Origin of the sequence: Rhodopirellula sp. P2 (assembly GCF_028768465.1) — a bacterium.
GTDB lineage: Bacteria > Planctomycetota > Planctomycetia > Pirellulales > Pirellulaceae > Rhodopirellula.
Genome location: NZ_CP118225.1, coordinates 2387951 through 2404423, shown reverse-complemented (window position 1 = coordinate 2404423; position 16473 = coordinate 2387951). Strand labels below are relative to the sequence as shown.

Here is a 16473-nt window from a genome sequence, read left to right as displayed (position 1 = left end):
TTTTGGGGGTTTGGGGGGTTTGCCTCGTTAGCATTATCGCTGAACGAAGGGTTCAGCCAGCATTTCCCTTGCCGAAATCGCTCTGAGCCGCCACCTCCACAGAGCCCGCAAACTGCCTGTTCCACCAAAAAGGTACCTGACACCTTTTTGTCATGGCGTTTGTTGTGATGGGGATCGCTTACAATGACGTGTTGTCATTCGTTCTCGCGAAACTGTCACTCCGAAAATGCCCCGCCCACTCACTGAAGCCCAGATTGCCGATTACGACCGCCAAGGATTTTTGTTGGCTTCGTCGTTGTTCGATCCCGACGAGATCGAACTGCTGCGCCGCTCGGCCAAAGAAGACAAACGCTTGGACGACCACGCGTTTGGTCGTGATGACGGCGAAGGCGGCACCGTTCGTCTGTCTCTTTGGAACCATCCCGGTGACGGCGTCTATGGAGCGTTTGCAAGGTGCAACCGAATCGTGGAACGGGCTGAGCAGCTGCTGCGCGACGAACCCTATCATTATCACTCCAAGATGATCATGAAGGACGCCCGAGTCGGTGGCGCGTGGGCCTGGCATCAAGATTACGGCTACTGGTACGGCAACGGCGTTTTGACGCCGAACCTAGTCAGTTGTTTCATCGCCGTTGATCCGGCAACCAAAGAAAACGGGTGCTTGCAAGTCATCCGAGGCTCCCATGCGTGCGGACGCATTCATCATCAACTGACCGGTCAACAAGCCGGGGCCGATCCTGAACGCGTGACCGAGATTTTAAAACGCTTTGAGCTCCTGCACGTTGAAATGAGTCCGGGTGATGTGCTCTTCTTCCATTCCAACCTGTTGCACCGCAGCGATCAAAATCACAGCGAGAATCCGCGTTGGTCGATGATTTGTTGCTACAACGCCAAGTCCAATGATCCCTACAAAGAATCTCATCACCCACGCTACACGCCACTGAATCGGTTGCCAGACTCCGCGGTACGCGAGATTGGAGGGCAGCGATTTGAAGACGCTGACTCCCACCCAAACGATTCGCAAGGTCAGTCCATGGCGTGGCTGGACCCGAATCGAGACGCCAGCGCGACCTCATTGAAAGCGAAATCAAAGGACGCGGACAATTGACGCAGCGTGAGAGCGACGCGGCCGACTTGGGCATCTATCCCGTCATGCCGCTAGATCGAGAGGTGCCGATCGGGTGCATCGGTGCTGGGTTCATCATGGATGATTGCCAATTGGTGGCTTACCGAGCGGCAGGCTTTCAGCCCGCCGCGATCGCTTCGCGACGAAGAGAACAAGCCGCCTCAGTGGCAGAGCGGCATGGGATCAGCAAGGTCTTTGACGATCCCCGCGAACTGCTGGCTGACGCCTCCATTCAGATCGTCGACATCGCGGTCCCGCCCGACATTCAACTCGACATCATTCGTGAAGCGGTTCGGCACCCGCACATTCGTGGCATCTTGGCTCAAAAACCCATCGCGGGCTGTCTTTCAGAAGCCAAGAAAATTGTCGAGCTCTGCCACAATGCGGGAATCACGCTTTGTGTCAACCAAAACATGCGCTACGACCACTCCGTTCGAGCCTGCAAAACACTGCTGGATCAAGGCCAACTCGGCGCCCCCGTTTTGGCGACCATCGACATGCGAGCGATCCCGCACTGGATGCCTTGGCAACAACGACAGGGATGGATGACGTGCCGGATCATGTCGATTCACCACTTGGACGCGATGCGGTACTGGTTCGGTGATCCAGTTCGCGTCTTTGCCAGCTTCCGGACCGATCCGCGAACGACGTTCCCGCACGTGGACGGCATCGGGCTGTACATCTTGGAATACGCCAGCGGGTTGCGTTGCCAGATTTGCGATGACGTGTGGGCGGGACCGGCACGCGAAGGCGCGGCGGAAGACCTAGGCATCACTTGGCGAGTCGAGGGCACGGAAGGAATGGCTCGTGGAACCATCGGTTGGCCCAAGTACCCGCTTCGATCCCCCAGCACAATCGATTGGACCACCACACAATTGGGCCGATGGGAACAACCACGCTGGGACGAGGCTTGGTTCCCCGATGCGTTTGCGGGCCCGATGGCAGAACTGTTGGTCGCATTGGAAACGGGCATCGAACCCAACCTAAGCGGGCGAGATAACCTGCGCACGATGGCTCTGGTCGACGCGTGTTACGAATCAGCGAAGACCCACCGTGCAATTGAGCTACCGACAACGATCTGAAATTTGTTCCCGACGAGTTCGAATCAATTCGATTTCGCGAGACCGTCTGTTGGAAGATTCCAAAGCCAACACTGCAGGTAGGAGTCTGCCAGCATCGGTCCATACTCCGCGTCTGCATCAAGGAAGTCTTGTTCGGTGGGAGGCTCGACAGGAGTCGCCGCGGTTACTGAGTCGGGTTCGAATCCCCAGAGCACCAATTGGTTTTGAGCGACCTTCAGCCCAAATGGTCGATCTCCCATGGGCGCAAGGTTTCCGATTGTGAGGTTGCCGTTCTCATCGCCGGAGTTCAGCAAACCTGGGGCAGCGTCGTGGATTTCTTGGATGGTGCTCGGCCAACGGCCTTCTTTGTGCTGGAACAATCGTGCCATGATGGCTGTTTTCGCGAGACGCACATGCATGGCGGATCGGACAAAGGCTTGATTCATCGAAACCAAACTCGGCATTGTCATTTCGGTGACTTGGGTGTCCAGCTTTTGCAGCCAATTCCGGGTTTGAAAAGAAGCTTGCACCGAAGTTTCCAGACTCTCGATCTCCTCAAAAAAGGTCGTCAGATCGTCGGTGGGAACAAGCTCCAACCGGTCGTACATGGCCAGTGTCTCCAAGGCATCAATGGAGTGCCCACCTGGCAATTGATACTCAACGGCTTCTTCCCCCAGTTCCTCCAGAAACTCCGTGTCCTCAAACAACGGTAACGCCCAAGCACGTTCGCCTATCAAGAATCGTCGAAAGCGAGGTTCAATCTCTTCAAGCCCTTCAAGTTGCTCCAACACAGCTCGCCACTGCTCATCGTCAAAGCAATCGATTTGCAATGCGGTTTTGATGGCATCAAGAGCGAACTCGAGCATTGCCACACTGACCAACTGCGAAACCGCCATCGGCTCCTCTTCCAACGCCCGTGCACTTCCGATCAGGGCCAATACACACTGTCCTGCGTGGGTGAAATCCTCGCGACGAAGTGCGTCTTCAAACTCCAGTTTCAATAGCCGAACGATGTGTCTCTCCTGCCCCATTCCCGGAAAGAAGGCATCCAAATCTATGGGCGTCCAAATACCACGATTCCCCACGGTCACCAGATGGATGCGATCAAGAACATGCTTCCATTCTGTCAAGTAATTTCGGGCAACGTGATCATACGAGTAGTCCTGCCCATACTCGTAACGTGGAACGTCCTCCTCCCCTATGAGTCCAATCACGGGAACATTCCGAGATGACTCCTGGAACGCGTCCGATTCGATCTCATCGAGGATGCGTTGCCATTCCTGGCTACGCGATGAATCAATCCGCTCTCGGCGGTAGTCCAGCAACGACTCCGCATCAATTGGCAAACCGCTGGCCAGCAAATCATTTTTGCGGTCGGCCAGTTCCTGAGTCGCCATGTTCTGGCGAGCGAACCACCAAGCCAGCACCAGAAAGATCAGCGATAGCGGCAAGACGAGAAAGACAAACACCGCCAAATTTCGCGGGGTCAACAACCGCGTGAGCCAACTGGACGACAGCTTCGAATCATCTGATGAGGTCATACGTGTCTGGATCGATTCGGAGGACATCAGCGGTACATCAGGTACTTCGCTCGGCGAGTTTGAAACTCTTCCAACTCTTCTTGGTAGGCCGCCTGCAACTGCTCCACCGAGTGACCGCCCAGGATTCCTTCCGCTGTTTTCTGGCTGACCAACAAACGGTTCAGTGACTTCGTATTCCAATCATCGGGAGCCAGTTTCCTCAACGTCACGGCAATGGTTAGCGAGGTTTGCAACGGATCGAACTCAGCCCGCTGAGTCAGGATCACGTTCACTCCGCCACACTTTTCACTGGCAAATTTGCTGGCGTTCGGAGTGAACTCGATCGGGACAAATCGCACCCCGCTCAAACCCTGTGCATTCAGTTCACGGGCCAGTTCCAACGCGTCGATCCAGGGAGCACCGAAGTGTTCAAACGGCGTGTCCGTTCCCCGGCCCACGGACAAGTTGGTTGTCTCCCACAATCCGATCGCCGGATAAAGGTAGGCCGCGTTGAGACTGCGCATGTTGGGTGACGGATTGATCCACATCCGTCCGGTTTGATCAAACCCGGGGCGTCCTTCCCAACCCTCCATCGGAATGACTTGCAGATCCAGGTCGAGTTCCCATTCCGCTTGGAACATTTTCGCCAGCTCACCAATCGTCATCCCATGCCGGACGGGAATGCGGTGGTAAGCGATGAACGATTCGCTGCCCGCATCGGTCACCGGACCTTGCACGGCGGTCCCGTTGATTGGATTGGGCCGATCCAAAACAACAAACCGAATCTCATTTTCGGCCGCCGCCTTCATCGCGCCCCCCATCGTCGAGATGTAGGTGTAGAAGCGAACGCCGATGTCCTGAATATCAAAGACCAGCGTGTCGATGCCTTCCAGCATCTCCGCTGTCGGAACTCGCGTTTTGCCGTACAGACTGTGGACCTTCAATCCGGTCAACGCATCTTGTTGGTCGTCGATATTGGCTTGATCCAGTTGGCCCACAAACCCATGTTCGGGGCTGAACAGTGCCACCAGATTCACGTCCTTTGAAGCGTGCAGCAACTGAACCGTCGACACACCGGCCAAATTCGTGCCTGTGTGATTCGTGATCAGCCCCACCTTGCGTCCCGCCAAGGCCGCAAAATCATCTCGCTGCAAGACATCGATCCCGGCCAGCACTTGAGCAGTGGCGGCGTTTGCAGGAACGAAACCAAGCGTGATCGCCAACAGAAAAATGGCAAAGAACGAGTGAGGCATGATCGTTTGAGAGTGAGCGTGAGTTTTGGAAAGCACTGCCAATCATACCCCGGCTCGCGACCGAACGATCACCTTTGATCTCTCGCTGAAATCCATTGCGGAAGTGTTTCAATCATCCGGTTGCTGCCCCGCAGGAATCAAGCGACTGGCAATGTACCCTGAACCGAAGGTGGTGAGCGAGCCGATGATCGCCAACCATGGCCACGCGACGGACGTCGCAAACTTGATCGCGGTGAGCACAGCCATGCCGGTCACCATCCCGACCAGGGCACCGCGTTGGTGGGCTGACGCGGTCAAGATCCCGAGCAGGAACACGCCCAACAAGATCCCCGCGGTGAAGCCCGCGATCGCGAGTGCATCGCTGATGACACTGCTCGAAAGGTAGCTCGCACCGATGCCAATCGCGATCTGGATCACACCAAAAACAACGGTCAGTCGGCGGCTGACTCGAAGCAGGTTGCCGGACGCGTCACTGCCAGACATTTCATCGTCGGCATCCTTGTGCGCCGAGCCATTGCTCCGAGAACGCAACCAAGGTCGATAGAAATCCGAGACCGCCGCAGACGCTGAGGAATTCAACGAACTGGACAACGTGGACATGGCTGCTGCAAACACAGCTGCCAAGGTGATGCCGACCAAGCCAACCGGCAGGTAGTCCACGATGAACGCGGCAAACACCTCGTCATTGTGGTCAAACGCCCGCGGATGAATCTGCGAGTAGAAGCCAGCCAAAGCAACCCCCAGCAACAAGAACAAAGCGAACTGGATCAGCACGACCACGCCGCTGGCAACCACGGCACGCTGTGCATCCAAGGTGCTCCGCGCGGCCAGGTAACGTTGGACAATCATTTGATCGGTCCCGTGTGTCCCCAGCGTCAACACCGCACCGCCGATGACTCCCGACCAGAACGTGAACGGTTCCGTCAGCACACTGAACGTGCCGGTTGATCGCCAGCGAAAATCGAAGACCTGAAAACGCCCGGTCTCCTGGCCGAACTCGACCAGTTGCTGCCAACCACCCGGGAAATAGTGGACCAGGATCAGCAACGACAGCACCCCACCGACCATGTAAACGACCAACTGAATGCAGTCGCTCCAGATCACAGCTTTGATTCCACCAAAGAACGTGTAGACGATCGTGAAGGCCCCCAAGATCACAATGCAGCTGACAAGGTCAACGCTGAGCACCTTCTCCAACGCGATGCCGGCCAAGAACAGCCGCAAACCGTCGCCCAAATTCCGGGTGACCAAGAACAACAACGATGCAAACCGTTTGCTGGAGTCACCAAACCGCGTCGCCAGAATTTCATAGGCCGAGTAGATTTCACCGCGGCGAAACAGGGGCACCAACACGACCGCCACGATCAAGCGGCCAATGACCAACCCCATTCCCAACTGCAGAAACCGCATGTCACCGTCGACCGCAAACGCGATCCCGGGCACGCTCAAAAAAGTCGCGGTGCTGGTTTCCGTTGCGACGATCGACCCCAAGATCGACCACCAGGGCATGTCACGTCCGCCCAGCAAGTAACCGGCCAAGTCCTTCTGGTCCCGTCCGACCCAGAGACCAAAGCCAACCATCGCGAGCATGTAGATGACCAGAACGGCAAGGTCAAAGGAGCTGATAGCCAAGTGTCGAGTCTCGTGTGCTGTAGTCGATTTTGTGCCGTGAATCCGCCTCGCCTGACCGGTGCGGCTACCTTACTGTATTTTGATGCGATCAGTTTTGTTGCGGTCAGGGAAATCACACATGCGAAACCATCCACCATGCTGAATCAATTGACCACGGAAGCCAGCAACCCGGCATCTGCCCAGATCGATTCTTTGTCGGCGTTGCAAATTGTTCAGTTGATCAACCAACAAGACGCACTGATCGCGGCCGCCGTGAACACGCAGGCCGAAAGGATTGCGGAGGCGGTGGACGTGATCGCGGACAAATTCCGCTCCAACGGGCGATTGGTTTATCTGGGTGCTGGCACGTCCGGTCGCTTGGGAGTGCTGGACGCCAGCGAATGCCCACCGACGTTCCGAACGCCGCCTGAAATGGTCGTTGGTGTGATCGCCGGAGGCCCCGAGGCTCTGACCCGTGCGATTGAAGGGGCCGAAGACCATCCGGAATTTGCGAAGCGTGACTTGGCTGAAATCAAGCTGTCCGACAACGATGTGTTGGTGGGCATCGCCACCAGCGGACGGACCCCCTACGTCATCGGCGGATTGCAATACGCCCGATCCGTTGGCGCTGTGACGGTGGGACTGAGTTGCAATCCAAACTGCCAATTGCGACCGCTCTCCCAAATCATGATCGCACCGGTGGTGGGTCCGGAAGTGGTCAGCGGATCCACCCGGTTGAAAGCGGGAACGGCCACCAAGATGGTGCTCAACATGTTGACGACCGGAGCCATGATTCGGATCGGCAAGACGTACGGCAATCGCATGGTCGACGTCCGCGCAACCAACGAAAAGCTGGTCGCAAGATCGCGGCAAATGCTTTCCGAGATCGTGGGGATCCCAATTGAGCAAGCTGAACAATTGCTGCACCGATGTGAGGGCGAAGTCAAAACAGCCATCGTCGTTCACATGCGTGACGTCTCCCCACAAACGGCGCGACGACAGTTGGCTGGCGTGGATGGGCACCTGAGTCGCTTGCGAGTGTCTTCCCCGGAATGAACACGCCCACCGGACTCGTGCTGGGAATCGACGGGGGCGGTACCAAAACCGTCGCGTGGCTGGCGCGGTGTGACTTCACCGATCATCGCACCGCGATTTCCAACACAATCGAAACGATTGGTCGTGGACGCGCGGGTTCCTCCAATGTCCGTCGCGTCGGCTTTGAAACCGCGCTGGGCAACTTGGATCGGGCAGTCGAGGATGCCTTTGCCGATGCAGAAATCCCCCGAGTCCCTGTGGACCGTGCCTGTTTGGCGCTCGCCGGTGCCGGTCGAAACACCGAACAACAACGGATTCGGTCATGGGCGAATCAACGTCAACTGGCGAACCGCCTGGCGGTCGTCGATGACGCATTGCCAGTCCTGTATGCCGCCGCGGAAGATGGGATCGGCATCGCCTTGATCGCGGGCACCGGGTCGTTGGCACTGGGCCGGAACGCCGAGGGCCAGACAGCGAGATGCGGCGGATGGGGAAGCTTGCTGGGCGATGAAGGCAGTGGCTATCAGATTTCTCTCTCGGCTCTGCGTGCTGCCGTTCGCGCCGACGATGGGCGTGGCCCCACCACACAACTGCACCAGCGTTTGCTGGAACACCACGGGATCACAACGGCCAGTGAATTGATTCCCATCCTCTACACCGACTCGAACAACCGAGTCGCGATCGCCTCGCTTGCACCACTCGTTTTCGAGGTCGCAAGCTCTGGCGATCCGGTCGCGATGCAGATCCTTGATCAAGCTTCGACGGATCTCGCCGAGATGGTGCACACGCTGGTCGATCGCCTTGGCATGTCAAACCATCCGTGCGCGTTGGCTGGAACCGGCAGCGTGCTGATTCATCAACCCGCGTTCACACAAAGCGTCCGTGACAAGCTGGCTCGAACTGGAACGGAAACCACTTTCCGTGCAATTCCTGAATCAGTCGTAGGTACGCTGGTGATCGCAGTCGGATTGACCACAACTCACTGAAACAGAATCAGCGAGCCTCGTCGATCACCATGCACCGCATTCGGGCTCGTGTTCGTCTTCGACGCCCAGGCGTGTTTTGAACTGCTGGAACTTGTCGTACAAGCGTTCGCTGCTGCTGTGCACGTGTTCTGCTTCGGTGATGAATTTGATCGAGTCATCCGGATACACGTCCGAATTGATCAACGCTTGACGGAATCCATCCAGTGGCGTTCCGTAGGCAATCAACAGTTTGTGTTCGTCCAGTTGGACTTCCTGTTGCTTGGCTGTGTTGATGATCGCGATTCCAGTGCAGCCATCGTTGAGCAGCACGTCTTCGAATTCCATCAAGATGCTTTTCAGCACGGGAACATCGATGTGCTCGCGGTACAGGTCTTCGTGTTGCGAAGAACTGTGATGGCTGGTTTCCAACACCACATCGACCACGGTTCCCAGTTGATCGATCAGATCCAGGAACACATCCATCAAAACAGGTTTGGATGCGGCGGCCATGATGACCGGCGTGGTGGATCCGTTGGATTCGTCCACGTACTTGTCGTACCGAAATCCCTGACTGGGAGAAATCTGGACGTCGTAGGAAGGTCGGATGGCGTCGGTCAATTCGAACATCCCATAGGTTTTGATCCCCATGTGAACCTGCAGTTCTTCGTCCGAGAGACGTTCGAAACTGCCAGGTGCGGATGTTGGAATCGCGTCGTCCTGTGCCGTCGGACGAAGGATGCGTTTGAGAAAGCCCATTTGATTGGTAATTTTCGACGCGTGTGTGATGACGACACCAGGGTGGAAAAGATTGCCTGAGCCGGTTCACCGCTGCGACTGGTGAACACACAAAGCTAGGTCATGTCTGGGCCAAGACCCCGCAACTGTCCCAGAACCGCTCAAAACTCGCTGAATGGCCCGCAAGACGGCCTTCCAAGCGTTTCCACCGTCATAATCCGAACAATCGTTTCTCCCAACTCACCACAAGCGGTGTTCTGGTTCGCCCAGATCCCTGCGAAAGAGGTTGACACGCACGCCTAGGAGTCGACATTGAGACGTTAGCGGGGGCCGCGCGCCGCCTTTTTCAAAAACGCTTCTCTGAAGACGCTTTCGAGCGGCTGGTTCATGATGGATCGAACAGCATCCCGACGGGCATTGGCCCGTTTCATTCGTACTTTGCCCTGCCCAGGCTTTTCATCGATTCTTCCCAGCGATTCAAACGCTGAGAAAAACCGAGTTGGCAAAGTGTTCACGCTGGCATGCCTGACCGCGGCGTTGCTCCCCAGCGGCTGCGACTTGCCCGATCGATACGACATTCAGACGTTTGAAAAGCCTGCTCCTTGGCAGGCCGAAACAACGCCTTCGTTTGCCTCCCAGGCACGCAACACAGCGCGGCCCTCGTCAGCCGCCGATGCGATGCGGCAATCCGGCATGCCAGAGATCCTCGCGCCCAACCAGACACCCTCCAACACGATCGAAACCGTTTCAGGCAAACCCCATTCGCAAGCCTCCGCCGGAACGATCGAAAACCGACTCGCCGACGAATGGGAGTCGTGGCAAATTCACAGCCTGCGCTCGACCATTCTGGGCGGCATTCACGCCAAGTCCACTCGGACCGCGGACAACGAGATCAAGGTCGAGTTGGAAGAACAAGGGCTGACCTATCGCGGCATGTTGCAAATCCTTGAATCCAATCAGCAAACGTTCTGGCACGATGCCAATGGCAATCTGAAGAAGGTGGACTGCACGTTTCGACGTGGACCGATCGAATCACATCGCACGATCGAGATCACCGCCAACGAAGTCCAGTTCGTTGACAACCGCTTGGTCGCAACCAAGAAGAAGACGCTGCCAATCCATTCACCTTTGGGCGGCCCGCTGCACGTCTACCAAACCTTGCGCCGAAAACCGTTGCAAGAAGGTGAAATTCGCGAAGCCAATGTCTTGCTTCCAATCCTGGGGGAAGTGGCAACCCTTCGACTGCAACACAACTCGCTCGCATCGCCCTCTGTCCTGACACCGCAGGGATTCCAAGAAGTCGTGCTGCAGGAAGCATCTTGCCTGTTGTCACTGGGGCCCCAACGACAACGCGAAAGCGTTTATTGGTTCGACGATCAGGGCCAGGTCCAGCTCTACCACGTCGCCAACGAACAACGATTTTCGTACGGGTGCAATGCCTCGCAATACAAACTGCTGGGGCAAGAATTCCTCCGCCAAGACTATCCGATTGCCTTGCAAGTGCAGGGCAAACCGCTTGAGACCGAAGCGAGTTTGTTGGCGGGTGACCTCCAGCAGGTCGGCTACGAAATCATCTGGGCCAAACCACCCGCGCCCGAGTCCGTGGCAGCGGATCCACCTGGCGAGGCAAACGAACCAGAACCATCAGCGGACAACCAAGACAATCAGATCGCTCTGGCTCCCCGTCAGTACCTTCGCCGCAACGGTGACCAAGCACAGCAAAAGCTGATCGTTTCCCGGACCCCGGTTCCAGCTTCCAAGCTTCGCGATCGCTTTGATCAATTCGGAGGCGAGAGCACCCCCGCTGACTTGGCCGCAACTTCGTTGGTCGATTATCGCTCCGCCACGGTTCGCCGCATTGCCAACGCAACCGCCAACAGCCCCGATTTCACGCTGGCAGAACGAGCGATGGAGATGAACCGCACCGTTCACTCCTTGCTCTCGTTCCAACCGCTGTCGCAAGGCATGCGTGCGGCCAGCCAAATTGCCGACTCATCAACGGCAGACAGCACCGAGCAGTCCATTCTGCTGATGGCGCTGTTGCGTTCCGCGGGGATCCCCTCCCGAATGGCCTTGGGAATTCGGTACCAATCCGCCGACCACGTTGCCCCCAACCGTGACATCGCCTTGCCATTCCAAACCCGGGCTCGCCTTCCCGACGGCAACCGCTTTGTCTATCACGCCTGGGTGGTGGCAAAAGTCGACGACCAATGGATCTCGTTGGACCCTGTCGCTGGCACCGAAACCCAACCGGATTGCTTGGCAATTGAGACCACTGACATGAAAGACATCGATCCGATTGAGTTGATCGAGGCATTCATCGACAAACTCTCGCGAATGCAGATCAGCATCTACGCGGTCATTCGTGGCGGCTGAGCTGCGGATGCCAGAGCTGCGGATGCCAGAGCTGTGAGTGCCAGAGCTGTGAGTGCCAGAGCTGTGAGTGCCAGAGCTGTGAGTGCCAGAGCTGTGAGTGCCAGAGCTGTGAGTGTCAGAGCTGTGAGTGTCAGAGCTGCGGCTGGCGCATAAAAAAAAACGCCCCGGAGAAGGTTACCCTTCGCCGAGGCGTTTTTGAGGTCACGTCTGTTTGACGCAGTGGTCTACTTTCATCAAGTGAACAAGTTCACTCAGCGAACGTAGCTGGCACTGGCCTGAATGACGCGACGATTACGGGAAATGCTTGCACTTGGATCAACGATCGGTGCAGGTGGCATTGGAGCGGCGTGAGGAGCAGCGACTGGTGCGGCAGTAGGAGCGGCGTAGGTCGATCCACATCCGCATCCGGTGTCACAAGGAGCTGCGTCGCAGCCCATGTCACAGCAGCTGCTCTTCTTGCAACCCAAGTTGCCGAAGAGTTTCTTCAGCAGGCCGCCCTTGCCGATGGTGCAGCATCCGCTGTCACATCCGCTGTCGCAGCAGGTAGGTTCGCAAGAAGCGATTTCGCAACCGCAAGCTGGTTCGCAAGCGACTTCACAAGGAGCTTCGCAGCAGCTGTTGCAACCTTTGTGGCCCTTGAACAACTTGCTCAGCAAGCCGCCCTTGCCAATGCTGCATCCGCTGTCGCAGCACGAAGGTTCGCAAGAAGCGATTTCGCAACCACAAGCTGGTTCGCAAGCGACTTCGCAAGCAGGTGCACAGCCACAATCAGCGACTTCGCAACCGCAAGTTGGTTCCGCACAGCTGTTGCAGCCGCCGAACAGTTTGCCCTTCAGCAAGCCACAACCGGAGTCACAACCGCCACAAGGGGCTTCGCAACCACAATCAGGTTCGCAAGCAGGAGCACATCCGCAGTCGCTGTCGCAACCGCCGCAAGGTGCTTCCAAACCACAAGTAGGCTCACAAGCAGGAGCTTCACAGCAAGCTGTTGAGCTGCCGCAGCCTTTCATGCCGAGCATTCGGTCCAGCAGGTCAAAGCCGAAGCCTTGTGTACAAACCGAACTAGCTACGACCATCGTCAGTGTTAAAATTGTCCGCTTCATCGGAGATTATTCTCCCTCTCGAGATTGTTGCGGGAAGTTGTCGGCAGTGATCCGTCACATGCGATTTTGCAACCTCACCATTGAATCTGTGTCCGGGGGACACGGTCGTCGGACGAAGTCGCCGACGATCAAGCCCCGAGGAAAGACTTCAGAACACAAACCGAGCGAGGTGCGAGCACCTGGCCCGCTGACTTCGTTCAGTTCTGAAATCCGTTATCGATTCGTGCCAGACTTCCTGGCGATGGTGAAATGAGTTCAATCGTTGGATGAAGAAACATCTGCCAGATGCTGACATCCGCTGTCTGCATCTCTGGGTCATCCGAGTCACTTGAGTTGGATCGAGCTTGCGATGCCGGGAGCATTTCAAACCCGACTCAAGCGGTCGGACAACAAACGTATCGGCGACACCTAGGCTTCAATGCAGTGGTTTGAGCCTTTTTCGTCAGCTTGTTAACGTTTGCGGCTTGCGGAATTTCAACGCGGTTATTCGGCTGGTATGGGTCGTCCTGAACAATCCCTTGGTACGATGCGTTTAATCGATTCAGACTGACAGAATCACCCCCTCGTGGCGGTAACAGCGGCTCAAATCGAGTGGCTTCCGTCGTGGAACGCGCCGTCATGAAACCCAAACGAATGCACGCGAATCCGGCGAACCAACGGGCCACCCCCGGCCCCTCCCAACCTGAACTCGTGGATTTGACGCGAATCGAACCAGTCGAGTGCCCCTGTGGACAGGCCCGACGCGCCTTCGCGGACTCGCCCCATTTCCCAGGCACATTGCATCTGACTCAAATCAGTCTGGACGCCCAATCACACTTCCATCGCGATCACACCGAGATTTACGTGATCTTGAAATGCGATCCGGATGCGGCCATTGAGCTCGATGGCGAACTTCATCCCGTCCGTCCCCTGATGTCCATTCTCATTCCTCCCCGGGTCAAACACCGTGCGGTGGGAAAAATGGAGGTCTTGATCGTGTGCACCCCGGAATTCGATTCCGCGGACGAGCACTTCGGCGATCCTGCCGTGGAGTCAGGCAAAAACTCGACTGTCCCGCCGCCTCGCCGGCTTTCGTCTTTCGAATGACCTCTCAAAAGCTCGAAAATCGCCGTCAAAACGGCATTTACACATTTGAGCATTCGAGGGGATTGCACGTGACGGGTACCGGCACGCTAAAATCATTTTAATCCACACGATTGGGACTATCCTGTCGTTCCTCTCCTTCCCTGCCTCCATCCCCGCCCCCCGGAATCCTTGATGTTTGCGACGTTGCGCCGCTCAGTCACTTCGCCACGCTTCCTGAGGACCTCACAACACTTTGATCGCCCGCCCCGTGTGGTCGTGATGTTGCTGTGTCTGATGGGTTGTGTTGGCCTGACCCTGGGCTCCTCCATTGCCCACTCCCAAGAAAACGGACAAACCGCTGATTGGACCTATTGGCGTGGCCCCCATTTCAATGGGACCGCCGAAGCGGAGAACTTGGTCGACGACTGGGACTCCGAGGGTGGTGAAGGCAGCAATCTGATTTGGAAACGCGACGACATCGGCACCCGCAGCACGCCAGTGTCGATGAACGGCCGACTCTACTTGATGATGCGTTCCAATCCGGGCACGGACACCGAAGGTGAAAAGGTCGTCTGCCTCGACGCCGAAACCGGTGAAACCCTCTGGGAAAACCGCTTCAACGTTTGGATGTCCGACGTGCCTGACACCCGGGTGGGATGGAGCAGCGTGGTCGCGGACCCAGAAAGTGGCAATGTCTATGCCCTGGGCGTCTGCGATTTGTTCCTCTGCATCAATGGCGAAACGGGTCAAACCGTCTGGAGCAAACCGCTGCACGAACAGTTTGGCATGTTGTCGACTTACGGCGGACGAACCAACTTCCCCGTGATTCACGAAGACCTCGTGATCATCAGCGGCATCATCATCAACTGGGGCGAAGCCGCCAAGCCAAACCATCGCCTGATCGCAATGGACAAACTGACCGGCGAAGTCGTCTGGTTCAGCGGCACCAAGGATTTGCCCAACGACACCACTTACTCCGCTCCCACGCTGACCACGATCGAAGGCCAACGGCAATTGATTCTGGGAACCGGTGACGGAGCCGTATGGGGCATCCAACCTCGGACCGGCAAACCGCTCTGGCACCACGACCTGTCCCGCCGGGGACTGTTTGCGACACCGTTGGTGGATGGCAATCGGGTTTATGCCAGCCACAGCGAAGAAAACATGTCCGGCAGCTCGATGGGCGCGGTCGCTTCCATCGAAGTCGGCGGAACCGGTGACGAAACCTACGGCAAAGAAGTCTGGAAGATGGAAGGTTTGGTCGTCGGACGCAGTGCTCCCGTCGTCGTCGACAACCGTTTGTACGTCGTCGATGACCGCTGCAAACTTTGGATCATTGACACCGAGACGGGTGACTTGATCGCCGAGCGAATCGCAATCGGAGACCGCAAACAGTGGCCCTCGCTTTTGGTCGCGGATGAAAAACTCTATGTGCTCACCGAAAACGGTCGTTGGGCAATCTTGGAAATGACCGAAGAGGGCGTCGAATTCCTCAGCAAGGGACGCATTCGCAACGAAGCGTTTCATTCCTCGCCAATCTTGGCCAATGGAAAGCTGTATTTCCAAGGAGCCTCGGCTCTGTACTGCGTTGGCAAACCGGAATCCAAGCAAAAACCGCTCGTTTTGGCAGAGCAATTGCTCGGTGAAACAGCCCTCGAGGAAAATCCAGAACCAGCCCAACTGCTGATCACTCCCGCGGAAGCCTTGCTGCATCCCGGCCAAACCATGGAATTGTCCGTTCGGTTGTTCAATCGATTGGGACAACGCTTGGCCGATCCAGAAGGATCCGAGGTCACGTTCAGCGTCGAAGGACCTGGCTCAGTCGACGGCAACGTCTTCACCGCCAATGCGGACGTGGCTCACACGGCAGCCACGATCATTGCCAAGGTCGGAAGTGTTTCCGGATCCACCCGCGTTCGGATCGTGCCTGAACTGCCCTGGGCGTTCAACTTCGACGACTTGAATGACCCACCGCTTTCCTGGGTGGGTGCTCGTTATCGACACGTGATCCGTCCCGTCGATGGCTCGCCCGCCTTGGTCAAGATCAGCACGATTCCCAAGGGAGCACGCAGCCGTGCTTGGATGGGATCCAGCGAACTGAAGAACTACACCATTGCCGCAGATGTTCGTGGCAGCCGAGCCAACGACCAACTTCCCGACATTGGCTTGACCGCTCACGGTTACGTGTTGGATTTGATGGGCAACAGCCAACAGTTGCAAATTCGATCCTGGTCACCGCAATTGCGAATGGCACAAACCGTTGACTTCCCCTGGAAAGAAGACCAGTGGTACCGGATGAAATTCCGAGCCCAGATCGAAGGCAGCGGCGATGATGCGATTGCCGTGTTGAAGGGCAAGATTTGGCCTCGCGGCGAAGAAGAGCCCGCTGACTGGACCGTGACTGCAGAAGACAAAATCCCTGTCCTCTCGGCCAGCCCTGGTTTGTACGGCAACGCGAAAGTCGCGGAGCTTTACATCGACAACTTGGAAGTCACTCCCAACGAGTGATGCAGGTGGGGCGGCAGACTCATCCGCCGCCCCCCGCCGTTCCCTTCAATAACTCCCTCTGAAAACCTTGCAGCGAGATCGCAGACCTCCACTCCCCCCGCGATCCGCTTCCAAC

General features: G+C 56.9%; 11 protein-coding genes. 7 read left to right on the top strand and 4 right to left on the bottom strand.

Annotated elements, in window-relative coordinates; genetic code table 11:
* The first annotated feature begins 226 nt into the window (after positions 1–226).
* Both PSR62_RS08590 and PSR62_RS08585 read left to right on the top strand, forming a co-directional pair.
* Positions 227–1108 carry a phytanoyl-CoA dioxygenase family protein gene (locus PSR62_RS08590; protein ID WP_274407366.1) on the top strand — a complete coding sequence of 294 codons (882 nt, stop codon included), beginning with the start codon at positions 227–229 and terminating at the stop codon, positions 1106–1108.
* Entirely contained in the window at positions 1105–2208 is a 1104-nt protein-coding gene (locus PSR62_RS08585; RefSeq protein ID WP_274407365.1) for a Gfo/Idh/MocA family protein, read from the top strand. The genes PSR62_RS08590 and PSR62_RS08585 overlap by 4 nt, the downstream gene beginning before the upstream one ends.
* A gap of 23 nt (positions 2209–2231) precedes the next feature.
* Here PSR62_RS08585 and PSR62_RS08580 read toward each other — a convergent pair whose 3' ends face one another.
* The 3 genes from PSR62_RS08580 to PSR62_RS08570 all read right to left on the bottom strand — a co-directional run bounded on the left by PSR62_RS08580 (position 2232) and on the right by PSR62_RS08570 (position 6592).
* A complete protein-coding gene (locus PSR62_RS08580; protein ID WP_274407364.1) occupies positions 2232–3728 on the bottom strand; it encodes a hypothetical protein in 1497 nt (498 codons plus the stop codon).
* A 26-nt stretch (positions 3729–3754) separates the two neighbouring features.
* A complete protein-coding gene (locus tag PSR62_RS08575; RefSeq protein ID WP_274407363.1) occupies positions 3755–4960 on the bottom strand; it encodes an exo-beta-N-acetylmuramidase NamZ family protein in 1206 nt (401 codons plus the stop codon).
* A 108-nt stretch (positions 4961–5068) separates the two neighbouring features.
* On the bottom strand, positions 5069–6592 hold the full coding sequence (locus PSR62_RS08570) for a sodium:solute symporter (protein WP_274407362.1): 1524 nt from the start codon (positions 6590–6592) through the stop codon (positions 5069–5071).
* Between the two features lie 36 nt (positions 6593–6628).
* On the opposite strand from PSR62_RS08570, the gene murQ reads away from it, so the two are divergent.
* Together murQ and PSR62_RS08560 are read left to right on the top strand one after the other, a co-directional pair.
* A complete protein-coding gene (gene murQ, locus PSR62_RS08565) occupies positions 6629–7627 on the top strand; it encodes an N-acetylmuramic acid 6-phosphate etherase (protein WP_274407361.1) in 999 nt (332 codons plus the stop codon).
* Positions 7624–8592: an N-acetylglucosamine kinase gene (locus PSR62_RS08560; RefSeq protein WP_274407360.1), complete on the top strand. Its 969-nt coding sequence runs from the start codon at positions 7624–7626 to the stop codon at positions 8590–8592. The genes murQ and PSR62_RS08560 overlap by 4 nt, the downstream gene beginning before the upstream one ends.
* A gap of 24 nt (positions 8593–8616) precedes the next feature.
* On the opposite strand, the gene PSR62_RS08555 is transcribed toward PSR62_RS08560, so the two are convergent.
* Complete coding sequence (locus PSR62_RS08555; protein WP_047812923.1) at positions 8617–9327, bottom strand: hypothetical protein; 711 nt, start codon at positions 9325–9327, stop codon at positions 8617–8619.
* Positions 9328–9693: 366 nt separating this feature from the next.
* Between PSR62_RS08555 and PSR62_RS08550 the strand changes: the two genes are divergently transcribed.
* From PSR62_RS08550 to PSR62_RS08540, 3 genes are all read left to right on the top strand, one after another.
* On the top strand, positions 9694–11682 hold the full coding sequence (locus PSR62_RS08550) for a transglutaminase-like domain-containing protein (RefSeq protein WP_274407359.1): 1989 nt from the start codon (positions 9694–9696) through the stop codon (positions 11680–11682).
* Positions 11683–13403: 1721 nt separating this feature from the next.
* On the top strand, positions 13404–13871 hold the full coding sequence (locus tag PSR62_RS08545; RefSeq protein WP_274407358.1) for a cupin domain-containing protein: 468 nt from the start codon (positions 13404–13406) through the stop codon (positions 13869–13871).
* A gap of 258 nt (positions 13872–14129) precedes the next feature.
* Complete coding sequence (locus PSR62_RS08540) at positions 14130–16358, top strand: PQQ-binding-like beta-propeller repeat protein (protein ID WP_338020183.1); 2229 nt, start codon at positions 14130–14132, stop codon at positions 16356–16358.
* Positions 16359–16473 lie beyond the last annotated feature (115 nt).

Excerpts from the sequence above, each read along its gene's own strand:
- PSR62_RS08560 (WP_274407360.1), top strand. The coding sequence starts at position 7,624 with ATGAACACGCCCACCGGACTCGTGCTGGGAATCGACGGGGGCGGTACC.
- PSR62_RS08540 (WP_338020183.1), top strand. The coding sequence starts at position 14,130 with ATGTTGCTGTGTCTGATGGGTTGTGTTGGCCTGACCCTGGGCTCCTCC.
- PSR62_RS08580 (WP_274407364.1), bottom strand. The coding sequence starts at position 3,728 with ATGACCTCATCAGATGATTCGAAGCTGTCGTCCAGTTGGCTCACGCGG.
- PSR62_RS08550 (WP_274407359.1), top strand. The coding sequence starts at position 9,694 with ATGATGGATCGAACAGCATCCCGACGGGCATTGGCCCGTTTCATTCGT.
- PSR62_RS08575 (WP_274407363.1), bottom strand. The coding sequence starts at position 4,960 with ATGCCTCACTCGTTCTTTGCCATTTTTCTGTTGGCGATCACGCTTGGT.
- PSR62_RS08555 (WP_047812923.1), bottom strand. The coding sequence starts at position 9,327 with ATGGGCTTTCTCAAACGCATCCTTCGTCCGACGGCACAGGACGACGCG.
- PSR62_RS08545 (WP_274407358.1), top strand. The coding sequence starts at position 13,404 with ATGAAACCCAAACGAATGCACGCGAATCCGGCGAACCAACGGGCCACC.
- PSR62_RS08590 (WP_274407366.1), top strand. The coding sequence starts at position 227 with ATGCCCCGCCCACTCACTGAAGCCCAGATTGCCGATTACGACCGCCAA.